The organism is Aliikangiella marina (assembly GCF_007004765.1).
Lineage (GTDB): Bacteria > Pseudomonadota > Gammaproteobacteria > Enterobacterales > Kangiellaceae > Aliikangiella > Aliikangiella marina.
The window spans coordinates 124,201-141,257 of record NZ_VIKR01000001.1 but is presented as its reverse complement, the minus strand read 5'-3'; the positions used below and the strand labels follow the sequence as shown (position 1 = coordinate 141,257).

The window sequence follows — 17,057 nt, the reverse complement described above, 5'->3', positions numbered from 1 at the left end:
TAAATTTTTCTCGAGACTCAAACTGATAAAAATAATACTGATGTTTTAGCCAAAGAGCGTAACAAGTATCAGCCCCATGCCGACAAAAATCGCCGATTCAATCGCTGCAACGCCAGCATTATTTTCTTGATCGACTTCCTCTGCCACATCAATGCCAGCCAATACGAGTTTACGCACTATCATAACGATCACAGCAAATGCGACAATCGCAATCAACGAAGCAGCAGACCAAATAGCAACCGACAACCAAACATTTTCGAGACTATATGGCGCTAATCCTGTCGCGGTGGTTACCGCAAGCGCAGCACCAACCATAAATGCACCGTAACGCAACGCAAGTGCAGAGTTGCCCGCAGCCAGCGCCGTTTGTAAGCAGTTCAACTCCCCCTGGTTGCGAACCTTGAACAATTTAATTCGATACAAGCTGGCTACCATCATAACCACCTGTGCCAGCACGAAGGCCGCCAATAATACTGGAATAATGCTAAAGTCAGATACGGGAATCCAAAGCATTGCGGCTCTCACAATTAAACCGACCGCAAGCATGTGACCGACATCGACAAACGCACTAGCAAGGTTGCCTTTCACCAGCTCGCCATGAATGTCGAGCTGACGTAGTACCAGTCGATCCTGAATTTGTCGTCCAGCCATAATCATGACTAAACCAAGTAACCCAAATACAGCAACACTGGTGACTTCACTCATTACCGTGTCAGCAACTTCACCTGACGCAACACCTGTTAGCATTATCGCGAGCGCCAGAATCCCACCCGCATAACTAATTCCAAATGCCGCATTGTTACGCTCTTTTAACTCTTGCAAAGTATGCACTTTTGAGAAAAAGCCTTTTAAGAACCGCATACTTATTAACAGTAAAATAATAACCACCAAATCCAGTGCCAGCACTTGGTATTCCCAGATTGTTATTTCGTTAAAGTTCATTTTTTGAATCTCCCACAATTATTCTTATTTACCACGGCTCGGCCCGCGGCTTGTTCTGGAACTGCCCCGTCTGGTAGTGCTGGACGCCGAATTTCGATAACTTGATGCTTTCCTGAAGCTGCCAGAGGAAGGTCGGGAAGTGCTTTCCTTAGAGAGTCGACTTGCGCCTACGCGTTGCTTAGCGTAAGGACTGCTAAATCGCTTACCCTGACTTCTAAAAGACTTTTGAGTGCGCGTTTCTAAACGCGATTGTTTCTTGTAATTAGCGGGACTGGTATAACGATAACGCCCATAATCGTGATAATAGGAATAAGGACGCGAGCGAGACCAGCTATGATAATAATGACGCCTGCCACCACTTAAATTATCAAATAACGCGTAGATCCCATACCATTCCCAAAAGCTCAGTCCATCACTTCCTGTACGCCATTGGCCATAGGTCGGATTTCCAATATATTGAGAACCAGCACCAAAATCTTGCGAATTATTGGATGCTGCTTCTAAGTCTTTACTGAGTGAATTGACTCTTGTCAGCTCGCCATCTGAAATATCCGCCATGACATTCACGGTATCGGACAATGCATCATTAAAGGTTGCCGGGCGCAGCGCTTCTAAAACGTTGGAAGCTTCAATGTATTTTTCTTCAAGCTGAGCAACAGACTCGCCGGGAGCCTTTTTCACTTGTTCAAAGCGATCAACCAAGGCCAAAAATAGTGGTCCACTGGTTGTCGCGTTTCGTCTCAAACTATCAATTAGTTCTTGATACTCTGGCTTTAGCGTCTCTAATTTATCCGAGTAAATTCCAAGCCGAGTGGCATTACTAATTTGGTTAGCGTTGAGTTTTAGTTGCAGTTGGTTAATTGCAGTCTCGATCTGACTATAACGCTGTTTCAGCATATGATTCAGTTCTTCACTGCGACTGGTACACCCTGCAACCAAAAATAGAAAGGCTATTATTATCCATGGGTGTTTCATTGATCCTCCCCTAGAAACTTTAAGGTCGCGCTTCTTTGGCGCGGTAACCGATTTGCGATTCTATTACACCAATCGATTAACACAATAGGTTTATTTCAAATTATTAGTGCTTTGTTAAGTTTGCCTAACTCGTGTTAGGACTAAAAATTGATTAATTTGAAGAACTTATTTCATTTGAAGCGCTTTCTATTTAGCGCTATTTACCGGTTTGATTAGCCCAATTCTTTTAACTAACCCGAGATCGAGTTGACCCTGTGCAGTTCTTATTCAATTTAAGCTTGATGAATCGACAGTGACTGATTGGTTGTGTCTTCAATAACTTTATCGAACATGGATTTAACCGCTTCGACAGTAATATGCTCCATCAAACCTATCCCTTTAACTCTCGCTCCCCACGAATTTTCTGCTACCGACTTGCCTGTTTGTGCTTTTAATAAAGCCTCGTAGTGAGACACTACATAGTGCCGGTATAAATAAGGTCCCGTTCGTTCTGGGTTACTATGCACGTAGAGCCCTATTACCGGGGTTTGAACCGTTACCGCCATGTGTGCAGGTCCGGTATCCGGGGCAATTAGCAACTCAGCTTTTTCGAGTAAAGCTAACATTTGCTGCAAATCGGTTTCTCCAACTAAGTTGATAATCGCGCTGCCACTTTGTTTCTCAATTTCTTCAGCTAATTCTCTTTCAAAAGGTGACGGCCCTCCGCAAATGACCACGGCAAAACCTTTTTCTTGCGAATATTTCACCATCTCCGCATATCGCTCAGTGAGCCAGTTACGCTCGGGCTTGCTCGCTGAAGGCGAGATAATAATATATCGACCGGCACCCGCTAAACGCTCTTCACACCATTTTCTGGCAGTCGGCGAAACAGGCATTTTCCAATTAAGTTGATAATCAGCACCGACACCGATCGCTTTGGCAAAAGCAAGAAAGCCCTCAGCCACGTGTGGCGTTTTCAAGAAAGGAATTTGTCGATTTGTAAATAGCCACTGTCCTTCTCGAGTATTCTTTCTATTAAACCCCCACTTCTCGACGGCATTTATCTGAGTTGAGATAAGGCTTGCCCGAAACGACCCTTGCATATTGAGCAGAATATCAAATTTGAGATGTTTAATTTGTTTACGAAAACGAACAAAACCGGCGAGCCCCGTGTATTTTTCAAATTCAACGAAATTTACGCCACTCAGCCCGTTAACAAGCTTTTTTTCTACTCGACCGATGACCCAGGTAATTTTTGTGTTAGGCCATTGTTTTTGAATCGCTTGCACAGTTGCCACGGCATGACATACGTCACCAATTGCCGAGAGCCGTAAAATGCAGATTGATTGCGGTTCAGAAAACTGACTGACCATGTGTGTTCCTAAAAGATTCCTTGGGTAGGCTGTAGTCCGTTTGCACACAGCCTACAACAGCTTAGTGTTTTTCTCGACGCTATTCTAATGTAAAATCGCGCTAGCCTCTATGATATTCGGAATTAGATTTTGTCTATTGAGATAATCGAGCACCAAGAAAACAGTATACTTCTGCCAAAATTTAATCATCATCTGAGTCAACTCGTGTCTGTTGATTGGTTTGATATTGATACATGGAAATTAAAAGGCGCTGTAACAGGTCAATCAAAAGGCCGCAATATAACTTGGTTTATCGGTCATCAAGAAGGTGAATGGGTATTACGCCATTATTACCGGGGGGGACTTGTTGCCAAGCTTAGTAAAGATGAGTACTTTTTCACCAGTCTAGAAAATACTCGCTGCTACGCCGAGCTTGTTTTACTCGAGACCATGTTTCAGCAAGGCCTTCCTGTCCCCAAACCGATCGCCGGGCGAGTGACCAGATCGGGATTTTTTTATCGCAACGATATTCTTATTGAAAAAATCCCCAACGCACAAGACTTGGTTGCTCGGCTACAGTCTGAAAAACTCTCTGAAGCTGGCTGGCATGCTATTGGCTCATTGATTGCTAAATTTCATCTCGCTGGAATTTATCACTCTGATTTAAATGCCCATAATATTTTAATCGATTCTGAGTTTAAATTTTGGCTAATTGATTTTGATAAATGTTGTAAAAAAGTCCCGCAAAAAAAATGGCAATTAGCCAATTTAAGACGACTCAAACGATCATTTGAAAAAGAATCGTTGATCCACGAAAAATTTTATTTTGACGATAAAAGCTGGCGCTGGTTGTTACAAAGTTACAATCAATTCGCAGGTACAAAATTCAAACTCTAACTACACCGCATTTATTTCAAGTATCCGCAAACGTCTCTCGATTAGCCTGCAAAAAGTCTAGCGGAATGCGTCAACGGACTTCGTTTTGTACCGCATATTTAATTTGAGTATTTTACTATTTGATTATCAATTACTGCGCATTGATTAAGCTTTTTATTTGCTCAAGGATTCGCTCAACAGTTCCCTGGTTTTTAGCCATAAAACTTTCGCATAGCGATGATTTCTTTAACCTTAATGACTCGTCGGTTAATAAAACGCTTAGCTGCTGAGTCAATTGTTTTCCATCGCCAACGATGGATAAAATTTCAGCATGACGCAACTTATCGGTAATCTCAGAGAAGTTATACACATGTGGCCCCATCACAACAGGAATACCACACGCAACTGGTTCCAGCGGGTTGTGGCCGCCTCGTTCAATCAAACTCCCGCCTACATAAGCGATATCGGCAACACCGCAGAGCAGCATCATCTCTCCCATCGTGTCACCAACAACCACTTGAATATTGGCATCAGGGCTCTCCTGACGACTTCGATTGACGTAGCTAAGCGAATGTTGTTCACAAGACTTCTTAAATGCCGAAAACTGTTCAGGATGTCGAGGTACGGCAATCAACAGTAAATTAGGAATTAACTTTAACAGTTCTCGATGCGTGTTAAGTAACGCTTCAAATTCACCAGGATGGATACTTGCAGCAATCCAAACCGGCCGCTCGCCTGCCCATTGATTTTTCAGAGACACTTGCGCTCGCTTAAGGGATTCGGAGACGCTTACATCAAATTTAATACTTCCGCTAACTAATAATTTAGATTCTTCCACACCAACCGATTTAAAGTTATTTTTATCGTTCGAATATTGCGCCGCGATTACAGTTAAACGATTAAAAAGTTGCTTGCTGAAACGGGGAAACTTTAAATATTGCTTCAACGATTTTTCAGACAATCGTGCATTGGCTAGCAGCACCGGTCTCCGTTGTTGGTTGCAGCAGGTTAAAAAGTTAAACCACAATTCAGTCTCCATTAAGATTATTAATTGCGGATCAAGCGTGTTTAAAAAGCGTCTCACGGCGCCCAACCAATCGCCCGGCATATAAAGATGCTGCACTTTGTTTCCAAATCGCTCCGTTACCGTCTTCTTACCGGTTGGTGTAGACGTAGTAACGGTAATGATTTTTTCAGGATAGGTTGCCAATAACTGCTGAATCAGAGGAGTCGCAGCAATAGTCTCACCAACTGAAGCACAGTGGACTAAAATGCCCCCAGTTTTTTTATCCGACGAAACGATACCCAAACGCTGTAAAAACCCATCGCGATATTCAGGCGCTTTAATCGCGCGCAAGAGCAAATAGATCCATATTAATGGTGAAATCGAATAGAAAAACAATGAATACCAAAAACGAATCATTGAGAATGCATCCGGGATTTTGTCGCTTTGAACAGCCCGATTATCATCATGAGACAACAATAACTTCGCATTTTACAGAATTCGCAAGAAAGCAGCTTTCATGTGCCAAGTGATGCAAGCGGTCAACTTCAGCCTGAGTTGGAATCTTTTCGCCAGAAAAAGCTATTTGCGGTTTTAATATCACTTTACTAATCACCATCTTGCCTTGACTATTATTTTCCATTATCGCTTCCGCTTTATCGGTATAACTCTCGACTTGAATTTTTCTTTTGCTTGCGATTGAAAGAAAAAACAGCATGTGGCAACTGGATAAAGCGGCAGCAAATGCTTCCTCGGGATCAACGTTTTCCTCTACAGACCAAGGCAAAGGAACAATGTGAGGCGAAGCCGAAGCAGGCACGGTTACGCCGCCATCAAACCGCCATTCGTGACCGCGACTGTATTCATTCGCCAAAAAATCCTGCGAATTACGCTGCCAATAGATTTCTGCAAAATAACTCGACATTAGGTCTCCTTAAACAGGATGTAAACTGACGAACAATGGTCGCTAATCATAGCCTCAAAAGCTATTGATATCAATAATTTAGAGGCTATTGGTGGGAGTAATCAGGTAGCTATAACTCTCATTACTGATGGCTGCGCGGCCTTATCAATCGACATGATTTCGACCGCTATCAAGAGAATAGAAATACGCCTATGAGACTAGCGAGTCACCCAAAAAGAAGTGGCTCTCTCGTTTCCTCAGCTATCACTTGAACTGTCACTAGAACTACCGCTGGACGAACCAGAATCTGGTTTTGAACCTTTATTCTTAAAATCGGTTTCGTACCAACCAGTCCCCGTTAGGCGAAAACCCGCAGCAGAAACTAATTTTGTTAGTTCTTCTTGGCCACAATCTGGACAGACTCTCAATGGGTCATCACTCATTCGTTGCAACTTTTCTAAACGGTGGTCACAAGCGTTACATTTATATTCATATATGGGCATAGCATCAACTCGACTAACTGACAAACCAATGTCATGAATTGTTTATTTTCCAGCCAGTTTGGCTTTCTTGGCCGTAAATATAAGGATTTTTATGAAAAATAAAACCTTTAGATAATAATTTTATAGTTTTTTTTCGCTAAATAACATTTAGGCAATATGAGATAGGCCAATTGACTGCTAAAATACGCCACCCAATTGAAAAGCTGGTAGTACACGGCACTACCGTAAAAATTAAGCAATAAGAGATACTTACATGAGAACAACGCAATATCTACTTGCTACTTTGCGAGAAGACCCAAGTGACGCTGAGTTGATCAGCCACAAGCTAATGTTACGCGCGGGATTAATCCGTAAACAAGCTTCTGGATTGTATACCTGGCTACCGACGGGCTTAAAGGTACTGCGGAAAGTCGAGCAAATCGTCCGCGAAGAGATGGACGCAACCGGTGCAAGCGAAGTATTAATGCCTATGGTTCAATCGGCTGATCTCTGGGAAGAATCGGGGCGTTGGGGCGACTTTGGCCCAGAGCTTTTGAGAATTAAAGACCGACATCATCGAGATTTTTGTCTCGGCCCAACGCATGAAGAAGTTATCACGGCGATGATTCGCGACGAAATTCGGAGTTATAAACAATGTCCGGCGGTTTATTATCAAATTCAAAGCAAGTTTCGAGATGAAGTTCGCCCTCGATTTGGTGTGATGCGAGCCCGTGAGTTCTTGATGAAAGATGCTTACTCATTCCATACCAGTGAAGAGTCACTTGAAGAGACCTATCAGGTAATGTACCAAGCTTATAGTAATATCTTTAATCGCTTGGGTTTAGAATTCCGAGCCGTTATTGCAGATACTGGTGCGATCGGTGGCAGTACGTCTCATGAATTTCATGTACTCGCGGACTCTGGAGAAGATGCGATAGCTTTCAGCACTGGTAGTGATTACGCAGCAAATGTCGAAAAAGCGGAAGCGATTGCGCCATCAGAAACAGTCCCTAACGCAAGCCAAGAGATGGAAAAAATCGCCACTCCGGATGCTAAAACAATCGATCAAGTGAGTCAGCAACTCGGCATGCCTAATACTCAATGTTTAAAAACGTTGATCGTCAAAGGTAGCAGTGAAACGCAACCTGTTGTCGCAATCTGCTTGCGAGGTGATCATGAGCTGAATGAATTGAAGGTCGAAAAGCATGAGCTTGTCGCTGCACCTTTGGAAATGGCAAGCGATGAAATCATCAAGCAAACCACTGGCGCCAATCCAGGTTCGATTGGACCAGTTAATTTAAACATTCCAATGTTAGTGGATAGAGACGCGGCTGTTATGGCCGACTTTAGCTGTGGAGCAAACGAAGATGGCTTTCACTTTGTCGGTGTTAATTGGGGTCGCGACGCAACAATCGGCGAAGTGTTCGACTGCCGTAACATCGTTGAAGGTGATACCAGTCCAGATGGCAAAGGTACTTTAGAAGTCAAACGCGGTATTGAAGTTGGTCACATCTTTCAGCTAGGAACTAAGTACAGCGAAGCGATGAAAGCAAATGTGCTCAGCGAAAACGGGAAGTCAGTTACCCTGACCATGGGATGTTATGGCATTGGCGTGTCACGGATTGTGGCTGCGGCCATTGAACAAAATCATGATGACTACGGCATTATTTGGCCGGATGCGATAGCGCCATTCCAAGTTGCTATTGTTCCAATGAATATGCATCGCTCACATCGAGTGGCTGAACATGCCGAAAAACTTTACCAAGCGTTGACTGAAGCAGGATTTGAAGTGCTGTTTGATGACCGTAAAGAACGCCCTGGGGTAATGTTTGCCGATATTGAGCTTATCGGTGTACCTCATCGAATCGTCATTAGTGAACGCGGCATCGATGCAGGAAACTACGAATACAAGCATCGTCGTCATAACGATAAAATTGATGTCGAAATTGATAACGCTTTGACGTTTCTAAAAGAAAAATTAGCGTAATCTTAGCTTTTTCTTTTTAAAAATAATGGTTTAGAATAAAAGCCATGACAAAGTATCTTATCAAGCTATTTATCCTTTCGGTTTTTGGGGCCGGCAGCATGCAGGCCCCTGACAGCTTAGCGGCGACTCAGGAGAAACCAAGCAAAGAGTTTCGCATGAAATTAGCAAAAGCGATTGCTAATGCGCCAGACTCTTTTAAAGATAAATTCGATGCAGAAGTTTGGCTGGTGGAGCAATCAATTCGGCTGGCAAAAGCCGCGCCTCACATTCCCGAAGATGAGCGCCTCACTATTTTACGTCATGTTCATCAAGAGGCGACTAATTTCAACTTAGATCCCATGTTGGTTTTAGCAGTTATCGATGTCGAAAGTGACTTTGACCAGTATGCGATATCCAGTGCCGGCGCAAGAGGACTGATGCAAGTCATGCCTTTTTGGAAAGACGTTATCGGCAAACAACAAGATAGTTTGTTTAATATCGAAACCAATTTGCGCTATGGTTGCGCGATTTTAAGCCTGTATTTAGAAAAAGAAAAATCTGATACGACCCGTGCACTCGCGCGCTACAATGGCAGCCGGGGACAAACTTGGTACCCAATGCGCGTTTATAAATCGATGCGAAGAATTTGGCACCCCTGAATTTGGTCGCGCTAGTGACACTTTTTTCAATGAGTTAATCAAGCAAACAATAAAAACCTTATTCCGAATAACAATATCAATGAAAGGAATCAAACAAAAATTGGTTACCCCAAAAACCGGACTGGTTCTAACCGGTGGTGGTGCCAGAGCCGCCTATCAAGTTGGCGTTCTTCGTGCAATTTCCGATGTCACATACGAAAGCGAGTATGGCAACCCCTACCAAATCATTGCCGGTACTTCAGCGGGTGCAATTAACGCAACAGTTCTGGCAGCTTATGCCCGTTCACCAAGGCTTGGGGTGAGAAGTTTACAAAAGGTCTGGGAAAACTTTAGTGTTGAACAAATTTTTCGGAGTGACTTTTTAGGTGTAATGCAAAACACGGGGCGGTGGATTCGGTCGCTATTTTCCAACAGTTACCATCGAGACCATCATTTAGGGTTACTCAACAATACGCCGCTCCGACAGTTACTCGCCAGAGTCATTCATTATGAAAATATCCAAGCAGCTATTGATTCTGGTCATTTACATGCCTTGTCAGTAACCGCTTCTGGTTATGCTTCAGGGCAATCGATCTCATTTTTTCAGGGCCATGAAAGCCTAACTCCTTGGCGTCGTCACAGACGATGTGGGACTCGAACAATCATTAACCGCGATCACTTACTCGCCTCTGCCGCAATACCGCTGGTTTTTCCAGCGATCAAAATTAACCGTGAATTCTTTGGCGATGGTTCGGTTCGATTTCTTGCTCCAATTAGTCCAGCGATACATCTCGGTGCGGATAGAGTTTTAGTCATCGGCGTTGATCCAATTCAACAGGAAGTCAAACGAACCAAGTCGACTCAATATCCATCGGTTGCCGATATTGCCGGTCATGTATTAGATAGCGTGTTCATCGATAGTCTTGACAGTGACATTGAGCGAATCAACCGGATCAACAAAACCATTAACTTAATTCCCGAAGCGGTTCGGGACTTACAAAGTAATTTAAGACAAATCGAAACCTTTACCATATCGCCCAGTAAAGATCTTAGTGAACTCGCCAGCAAACATTTTAAGCAGCTCCCTCGCCTCATTCAGTTTTTCTTTCGACGATTAGGTATTGGCTCTGATGAAGGTTCAACAGTTTTAAGCTATTTATTATTTGAGTCCAGTTATACTCAAGAACTTATCGAACTTGGCTACCAAGACGCGCTCGCACAAAAAGCAAATATCAAAGCATTTTTCCGTTAAAATCGCATAACCGATATATTTTTACGCGTGAATCAGTGAATATTTCTCACTGTATTGCCGTTAGTTATTTTGTCACATTGACGTCACAAACTACCGGCAAAATTCGCCCAAATTTTGAAGCCTATGGAAATTTGTAAAAATGAGCCGTAATCTCGTAGTCGCCGTTTTACTAATAATTACCGCAGCCGTCGCTGGATATTTTTTTCTCAACCAAAATAAAATCAATGATAATCCAGCAGATACACCGCAACAAGAATATCTAATCGAAACGCTCACTTTAAAAGGATCAAATACGGTCGGAGAAAGTTTCGCGCCAAAGCTGGCAACTAATTTTTTGAAAAGCCAAGGTGCGACCTTAATTAAGACGATTCAACTTGAAAGTCCTGTTGAAAAAATAATCGAAGGCGTTTTACCGGGACAAAAACGTAAATTACAAATCGATATTCGCGCTCATGGCTCGAGTACAGGGTTTAAAGCATTGACTGAACAGTCAACAGAGATCGCAATGAGTTCGCGCTCAATAAAAAACAGCGAGCTTGACTCGTTGACGGCAACTTTTGGAAAAGTCGATGAGCACCCGATCGCACTTGATGCTTTGGCGATAGTGACTTATCAAGATAATCCCATCGAGGCATTGACCATAGAGCAAATTGCAAAAATATTCTCTGGTGAAATTTCCAATTGGTCGCAACTTGGTGGGGAAGATCAAGCTATTTACTTATTTAGTCGAGATAACAATTCGGGTACCTGGGATACTTTTAAGAGCTTGGTGTTGAAGCCCTTCGACGTGAAACTTTCCGACCGCTCTGCGCGTTTCGAATCGAGCGCGGAATTGGTTAACCGTGTCGTTAGTAATAAAGGCGCGGTTGGATTTGTTGGTGTTGCCTATGTCGGCGAATCAAAATTATTAAAAGTTGCCGCTAACGACAAAAGTCCAGCAACTCAACCTTCAGGTTATACTATTGGCACCGAAGATTACGCCCTCTCTCGTAAGTTGTATTTTTATACAACAGGGACAAAGCGTTCAGAAATGGCCCTTAAATTTATCGAGTTTGTTACCCAAAATGAAGGACAGAAACTCGCCGATGATGTTGGTTTAATATCCTACTACCCCACCTCGTATCGACCTAAAAATCTCGACAAACAAACCCCTTTACGATATCGAGAACTTGCCGCGACAGGTCGTCGTATTACCGTTAACTTTGCTAATGATGTAAAAGCTGAGGAAGAGTCTAAGGAAAGCCGAGACTTACAAAGATTACAAAATTTTGCTTTTAACAATCCAGGAAAGAAAATTGTTTTAGTCGACTTTTCTAATTCACCGAGACTAGCGGAGATAAGAACTAAATTAGAAGACAACGCGATTTCAGTCCTCGATACTATGCGCGTGGACTACGCCCCACTTCGAAGCGAAAGCATTGAAGTCTGGGTACTTTGACTAGTTCTAAAACCACTGCGACTAGTTCTAAAACCACTGCGTTGATTATTGTGGACCCAGTTGAAAATATTAGCGTAACCATTGTGGTTATTATTTAGTGTGATAATTTGTTTCATAAGTCTAAATATTTAGGACCGATAAAACCCAATAACGCTTGACGCTTAATATTGTCAAACGAAACTAATAAGAACAACATTCTGGCCTAAAACTCGAAAAGGTTTTAGGCTTTTTTATTGAGACAGTTGGTACATTTATTAAAAATCTATGCGGCAAATCTAAAAACTAATCGGTTGCTTTTCTTAGCCGAATATCAAGTGCTTTCTCACTATCAGAACAAAGATAACGCTTCTCTACGAAAACACCAGGGACAGCGACGATTTGATCGTTATAGAAAACAATCGGCAACCACTCTCGCTGCCAAGGTGGCACTGCAAGCTCTTGATAAACTTTTTTTAGACTCGTGGTTTTTGTACGATAATCGGGGCAAACCCTTTCGCCCCCTTTACGGGCACCCACAGAAACGACTTCATGGACTTTTGGCAAGCGCAACCCCGGCGCACTTTGAACCGAAGCAAACAATTCAATACCATTGGCCAAGCGCAAAGGAACTTTAAAATCGAGCCACTGTTGAGAGTCAAAGTCATTACTCGGTTCATGTTTTTGAGTTAGCACAAGGCGACCGAGGTAACTTCTGATACGCCCACTCGAAAAATCAATATTGATTTGTGCACCCTCTAAAGCCGCAGGCAATTGCTTGATAACTTGATTCACCTCATTATTGGTTGGCGCAAAAGCCAAATGACTTGCCCCCCATTGATGCAATAAATTTCGCTGTCGAACCCGCGAAAGTTTCAATAAGTGTTCAACCAACAACTCTCCATGAGGCGTCAATACCAGTTGAGAATCTTCCTCCGCTAGTGCTTTGAGTAATTCATTTTGTTCGCGGGCGACACTTGCAAACCGCGCAAACGAATGAGCCACTGAAGGCCATTTTGCGGTTAGCTTAGTCATCACTTGATGCCGCAGGTAGTTTCGCGAAAAAGCTTCAGAATTATTGCTCGGATCTTCTATCCATTGTAAATGGTTGGCAATGGCGTACTCTTCAATTTGTCGTTTGGTCACTTTTAACAATGGGCGTAATAAAAATCCATCACCTAATTTTCGCTGAACCGGCATTGCTGCCGCGCCAGCAATACCGCAACCTCGAATCAATCTGAATAATAGCGTTTCAGCCTGATCATCTTCATGGTGAGCCAGTAATAAATAATGAGAGTCGCCAGTAGGTTCAGAGTTTGCGGTATTTAAATATGATTCAAACACTTGATAGCGTGCATCACGTGCTAACGCCTCGACATTAGCTGAAGCTTGCGGCGCTAAGTTTAGCGTTTCGTATGAAAATGGAATCCGATAAAACTCGCAGTCTTGCAGGCATTGCATTCTCCAATCTTGTGAGTGAGGCTGTAATCCATGATCAACGTGCAGCGCAGATACATGACTAACGAACCCCAGTTCTCGTAGGCGCCAACATATGTTCAAGAGAACTTTTGAGTCCATTCCACCACTTAACGCGACCGTTATATGTTTGGTGGCATTAAACGCTCTCAGCTCTTCTAAAACAAGGGTTTCGGTTGCAGAAAGGTTGCGCTCTGAAGAATTCAAGATTCACTCCTCAATTCTTCAAAACGCAATAACTAGGTATTTCTAAGAGATAGATTTCCATTCTTCTTGAACCCCGAAAGACATCAATCTTTCATAACGGGCATCCAGTAACTCGTCCTCTGATAACGACTCCAACGCTTTAAGATCAGAGACAATCTGCGCTTTTAAATTAGCCGCCATTGCTGGATGGTCACGGTGGGCACCGCCTTGAGGCTCCGGAACGATTGAGTTAATTAAGTCGAGCTCTTTGAGACGATTTGAGGTAATACCCATGGCGTGGGCCGCATCAGCCGCTTTATCAGCACTCTTCCATAGAATGGACGCACAACCTTCCGGCGAAATGACTGAATAAGTACTATATTGCAACATGTTCACCCTGTCGCCGACCCCTATCGCTAAAGCGCCTCCCGAACCACCTTCTCCAATAACGGTGCATACTGAAGGGACTTTCAAACGAGACATTACTTTTAAGTTTCTCGCAATGGCTTCCGACTGACCTCGCTCTTCCGCTCCAACGCCAGGATAAGCGCCAGGTGTATCTATAAAGGTGATAATCGGCCAGTTAAACTTTTCCGCCATTTCCATCAATCGTAATGCTTTACGATAACCTTCTGGTCTTGGCATTCCAAAATTACGAGCAACTTTTTCTTTGGTATCCCGGCCTTTTTGATGACCGATGACCATCACGGGTTTACCATCGAGTCGCGCAGGTCCGCCAATAATCGCTTTATCGTTCGCAAAAGCGCGATCCCCAGCCAGTTCATCAAAATCGGTGAATATTAGATTGATATAATCCATGGTATAAGGACGCATCGGATGTCTCGCAATTTGCGCAATTTGCCAAGCGTCTAAATTCGAGAAAATCTGTTCGGTGAGCTCTTTGCTTTTCTTTTTCAGTCGGTCGATTTCTTCGCCGATATTGATTTCACTGTCATTACCAACCAAACGGAGCTCTTCTATTTGCGCTTCCATTTCTGCGATTGGTCTTTCAAATTCCAAGAAATTCATCGTAATTAACTACTCTTATCTACTTTATTCAAATCTTACTGGTACTTACTGATATCAGCTTAGAGGCTGCGATATACAGGCAACCTCTTCTCAATATGCCTTAACGACTAATTCTAACACGAGTTTAGACCGGTAAACGCGTAAAGAAACTAATTGCGAGCCTTATCAATAACCGTAACACTGACAACTCATTTAAACGCTTTTTCAATGGGGCTAGAAAGGTAAAATTGAAGTCCATTCACCGTTTTTCCCCTATTCTTGACACCCAGCAAAATGCTTAGTGGCGCAACCACGGCATTTTAACGGTTTTTTCGTTCTAGATAAAAGCCTTAATCTGCTCATTAGACCATTGAAATACTTCTATTTTTTGGCCAAATTGTGCCTAGTTCACATTACTGAGGTTTTTCTCAGGGCAATGTTTAAGATTGAGAACCCTTTCTTCATAAATTTAAATCCATGTTCTATAGTTTCATTTAGGATTCTTTTAATCATTTCTCTATGTCCAGACAGCTTCGAAACCTATTAAAGCAGAACCGGAACCTTGAAGAGAAAATCTTTTATGATACAAGGGCAACGGATTGGCGCGAAGAGCTGATAAGTTCGAAAGAACTATCAGAGGCTTTGTCACGTCTTGCCACCCGTATTCTTGAGAGTGAATCGAGCGAAATCAGCATTTTAAAGATGATCAACGATCTCGACGACCTCAAGGGTCGACCGTTGGATTCCTTTGAGAAAAACGCGCTCCAAGTCGTTGAGCTCATTTTTAATTACTTGCGTGAGCACAATCATTATGATTTAGCGTTTACCAAAGTGATGAATAGCTTGCAGCTATCTTTCACCCGTCTCTCGCTCAATGACTTGAGTTTTCTCGATAACTACAAGCATGTAGCAGTACGATTCTTAGAGAAAGTGATCAGTTTAGGCCACCATTTCGACCCGAAAGCGGGAAAAAGGGCTCAATTTTTCAGTCAAGCCATCGTTTTGCTGGTTGATCGATTGGCAAATCGAGAATCGGTCACGAGCGACGTGTTTCGTCGCGCAGAATCTAAACTGAACGAGTATCTTGACGGATTCGAACAAAAATCAGAAACCAGCGTTAACAAAATACTCTCTGAAATCGAAAAACAATCCCGAGAACAGCAGGCCAATCAATACACTCAAGAGTTGATCAGCAGTAAAACCAAAAATGAAGAAATGCCGATATTTCTATTGGATTTCTTTGAAAACCTCATCAAACCATTGCTCCACAAGACAATCGCTCTACACGGTGTAAATAGCAAACAGTGTCAACAGCTGCTCACCGATATGGATACCCTAGTGTGGAGTATCGTCTGCTCCCATGGCGATCCAGATTACAACGACCGTTATGAAGCAGACGTTCCGCCGGCAATGAAACGCATGTATCAGCTGTTTATCGACAATGATGTGCTAACAAGCTATGTGAAAGAGTTTTTCATCGAAATAGAAGATTATCATAGCAAAAAACTTCAAGGCCAAAGAATCCAATATGATGTCATGATTTCAGCCGATATCTTTGCCGATGAAGAATATGAAAAAGATGATCTGCTTCATTGGTACGATGAAAAAGATGGTTCGTTTTTCGATGTAGATTCGCTCAAACAAGAAAGCTGGTATTTATTAGCTAATAAAGATGAAAATGAAATTTACCGCTGCCGATTGTTAATGGTCAATCACCTGACGCGGAAGATATATTTCGTCAATCTATCAGGTGAGTTGGTAGTCACCGTTGGTTTCGAAGATACCCACTTTCTAGCGAACAATATGTCTGAAATTCAGCTTGAAGAAACTATCACCTACACTCATGCTGTCGATTCATTATTAAGAGAATTAACGGCTCGCCTCGATATCTTGAAAAGAGAATATCAGTTGTTGCTCAAAAAGCGCGCTCGAGATAAAGAAGAACAACACAAACGCGAGATTGCCGCACGTGAAGCAATTCAAAAAAGAATCGAAGAAGAAAAACGCCAGGAAATATTAAGACGCCAAGAAGAGTTGCGAATTCAAGAGGAAAAAGCCGCTGAGCAAAGACGTCTTGAAGAGATGGATGCGCGCCAAAGATTTCATATCAAAGGTATCTACAGGAAACTCACTCCAGGCGTCGTTATTGCCTACAAAAATGATCAAGGTCGATGGACCGAGGCGAGTTTATCTTTGGTATCCAAAACGACTAACAAGCATATTTTTACCGACGCTAGTGGTAATAAAGTCATCGATCCCACCAAACAAGAACTGCTCGATTTAATCGGCGAGTTACGCATTAAAGTCGTTCGCGAAGCGGGGAGCAATCGAGATTCTCTCTCGTCGCTAGTGAAAGAGCGCCGTCAAAAATTGTCCCAATAACGGTAATCGCTTGCTCGCGCGGTTGCGGTTGCTAAGCCTGTCGCCCCCCCTATTACTCGCTTCATCTTGTCGAAATTAAAACTATCAAGGATTCGTATTTCCTCCATTAAAACGTATTTTTTCGTTTTAGATTAAAGTTCGACTATTTCAGAGCCGATAAGGAACTATAGTGTATTCTCAGCCTTAAAATAAGCGGTCAAAAGGCGCTTTACTGGTAGAAAT

At 42.8% G+C, this 17,057-nt stretch carries 14 protein-coding genes; 6 read left to right on the top strand and 8 right to left on the bottom strand.

Annotation, left to right across the window (positions count from 1 at the left end; all coding sequences use genetic code 11):
- Positions 1-45 precede the first annotated feature (45 nt).
- The 3 genes from FLL45_RS00575 to FLL45_RS00565 all read right to left on the bottom strand — a co-directional run bounded on the left by FLL45_RS00575 (position 46) and on the right by FLL45_RS00565 (position 3,269).
- Complete coding sequence (locus tag FLL45_RS00575; RefSeq protein ID WP_142887852.1) at positions 46-942, bottom strand: DUF350 domain-containing protein; 897 nt, start codon at positions 940-942, stop codon at positions 46-48.
- Positions 943-966: 24 nt separating this feature from the next.
- Positions 967-1,917, bottom strand: coding sequence for a hypothetical protein (locus tag FLL45_RS00570; RefSeq protein ID WP_142887851.1), 951 nt, complete (start codon positions 1,915-1,917; stop codon positions 967-969).
- A gap of 272 nt (positions 1,918-2,189) precedes the next feature.
- Positions 2,190-3,269 (bottom strand): glycosyltransferase family 9 protein, encoded by a 1,080-nt coding sequence (locus FLL45_RS00565; RefSeq protein ID WP_142887850.1) that lies wholly within the window; start codon positions 3,267-3,269, stop codon positions 2,190-2,192.
- Positions 3,270-3,398: 129 nt separating this feature from the next.
- Between FLL45_RS00565 and FLL45_RS00560 the strand changes: the two genes are divergently transcribed.
- Positions 3,399-4,145, top strand: coding sequence for a 3-deoxy-D-manno-octulosonic acid kinase (locus FLL45_RS00560; RefSeq protein WP_210247077.1), 747 nt, complete (start codon positions 3,399-3,401; stop codon positions 4,143-4,145).
- A 130-nt stretch (positions 4,146-4,275) separates the two neighbouring features.
- Here FLL45_RS00560 and waaA read toward each other — a convergent pair whose 3' ends face one another.
- The 3 genes from waaA to FLL45_RS00545 form a co-directional block, all read right to left on the bottom strand.
- The gene (waaA, locus tag FLL45_RS00555; RefSeq protein ID WP_142887849.1) at positions 4,276-5,547 is read right to left on the bottom strand and encodes a lipid IV(A) 3-deoxy-D-manno-octulosonic acid transferase; all 1,272 of its coding nucleotides are present in this window, start codon (positions 5,545-5,547) and stop codon (positions 4,276-4,278) included.
- A gap of 46 nt (positions 5,548-5,593) precedes the next feature.
- Entirely contained in the window at positions 5,594-6,052 is a 459-nt protein-coding gene (locus FLL45_RS00550) for an OsmC family protein (RefSeq protein WP_142887848.1), read from the bottom strand.
- A 236-nt stretch (positions 6,053-6,288) separates the two neighbouring features.
- Positions 6,289-6,534: an FmdB family zinc ribbon protein gene (locus FLL45_RS00545; protein ID WP_142887847.1), complete on the bottom strand. Its 246-nt coding sequence runs from the start codon at positions 6,532-6,534 to the stop codon at positions 6,289-6,291.
- A gap of 253 nt (positions 6,535-6,787) precedes the next feature.
- On the opposite strand from FLL45_RS00545, the gene FLL45_RS00540 reads away from it, so the two are divergent.
- The 4 genes from FLL45_RS00540 (at position 6,788) to FLL45_RS00525 (ending at position 11,807) form a co-directional block, all read left to right on the top strand.
- Positions 6,788-8,500, top strand: coding sequence for a proline--tRNA ligase (locus FLL45_RS00540; protein WP_142887846.1), 1,713 nt, complete (start codon positions 6,788-6,790; stop codon positions 8,498-8,500).
- A 44-nt stretch (positions 8,501-8,544) separates the two neighbouring features.
- The gene (locus FLL45_RS00535; RefSeq protein ID WP_142887845.1) at positions 8,545-9,138 is read left to right on the top strand and encodes a transglycosylase SLT domain-containing protein; all 594 of its coding nucleotides are present in this window, start codon (positions 8,545-8,547) and stop codon (positions 9,136-9,138) included.
- Positions 9,139-9,217: 79 nt separating this feature from the next.
- Entirely contained in the window at positions 9,218-10,369 is a 1,152-nt protein-coding gene (locus FLL45_RS00530; RefSeq protein ID WP_142887844.1) for a patatin-like phospholipase family protein, read from the top strand.
- A 139-nt stretch (positions 10,370-10,508) separates the two neighbouring features.
- Entirely contained in the window at positions 10,509-11,807 is a 1,299-nt protein-coding gene (locus FLL45_RS00525; protein WP_142887843.1) for a PstS family phosphate ABC transporter substrate-binding protein, read from the top strand.
- A 282-nt stretch (positions 11,808-12,089) separates the two neighbouring features.
- On the opposite strand, the gene tilS is transcribed toward FLL45_RS00525, so the two are convergent.
- Both tilS and accA read right to left on the bottom strand, forming a co-directional pair.
- On the bottom strand, positions 12,090-13,466 hold the full coding sequence (gene tilS, locus FLL45_RS00520) for a tRNA lysidine(34) synthetase TilS (protein WP_142887842.1): 1,377 nt from the start codon (positions 13,464-13,466) through the stop codon (positions 12,090-12,092).
- A 42-nt stretch (positions 13,467-13,508) separates the two neighbouring features.
- Positions 13,509-14,474: an acetyl-CoA carboxylase carboxyl transferase subunit alpha gene (gene accA / locus FLL45_RS00515; protein ID WP_425456665.1), complete on the bottom strand. Its 966-nt coding sequence runs from the start codon at positions 14,472-14,474 to the stop codon at positions 13,509-13,511.
- Positions 14,475-14,972: 498 nt separating this feature from the next.
- Between accA and FLL45_RS00510 the strand changes: the two genes are divergently transcribed.
- Entirely contained in the window at positions 14,973-16,835 is a 1,863-nt protein-coding gene (locus FLL45_RS00510; RefSeq protein WP_142887840.1) for a DUF1631 family protein, read from the top strand.
- Positions 16,836-17,057 lie beyond the last annotated feature (222 nt).

Excerpts from the sequence above, each read along its gene's own strand:
- waaA (WP_142887849.1), bottom strand. The coding sequence starts at position 5,547 with ATGATTCGTTTTTGGTATTCATTGTTTTTCTATTCGATTTCACCATTA.
- FLL45_RS00565 (WP_142887850.1), bottom strand. The coding sequence starts at position 3,269 with ATGGTCAGTCAGTTTTCTGAACCGCAATCAATCTGCATTTTACGGCTC.
- FLL45_RS00540 (WP_142887846.1), top strand. The coding sequence starts at position 6,788 with ATGAGAACAACGCAATATCTACTTGCTACTTTGCGAGAAGACCCAAGT.
- FLL45_RS00550 (WP_142887848.1), bottom strand. The coding sequence starts at position 6,052 with ATGTCGAGTTATTTTGCAGAAATCTATTGGCAGCGTAATTCGCAGGAT.
- FLL45_RS00525 (WP_142887843.1), top strand. The coding sequence starts at position 10,509 with ATGAGCCGTAATCTCGTAGTCGCCGTTTTACTAATAATTACCGCAGCC.
- FLL45_RS00510 (WP_142887840.1), top strand. The coding sequence starts at position 14,973 with ATGTCCAGACAGCTTCGAAACCTATTAAAGCAGAACCGGAACCTTGAA.
- FLL45_RS00570 (WP_142887851.1), bottom strand. The coding sequence starts at position 1,917 with ATGAAACACCCATGGATAATAATAGCCTTTCTATTTTTGGTTGCAGGG.
- FLL45_RS00545 (WP_142887847.1), bottom strand. The coding sequence starts at position 6,534 with ATGCCCATATATGAATATAAATGTAACGCTTGTGACCACCGTTTAGAA.
- FLL45_RS00575 (WP_142887852.1), bottom strand. The coding sequence starts at position 942 with ATGAACTTTAACGAAATAACAATCTGGGAATACCAAGTGCTGGCACTG.
- accA (WP_425456665.1), bottom strand. The coding sequence starts at position 14,474 with ATGAATTTCTTGGAATTTGAAAGACCAATCGCAGAAATGGAAGCGCAA.
- FLL45_RS00535 (WP_142887845.1), top strand. The coding sequence starts at position 8,545 with ATGACAAAGTATCTTATCAAGCTATTTATCCTTTCGGTTTTTGGGGCC.
- FLL45_RS00530 (WP_142887844.1), top strand. The coding sequence starts at position 9,218 with ATGAAAGGAATCAAACAAAAATTGGTTACCCCAAAAACCGGACTGGTT.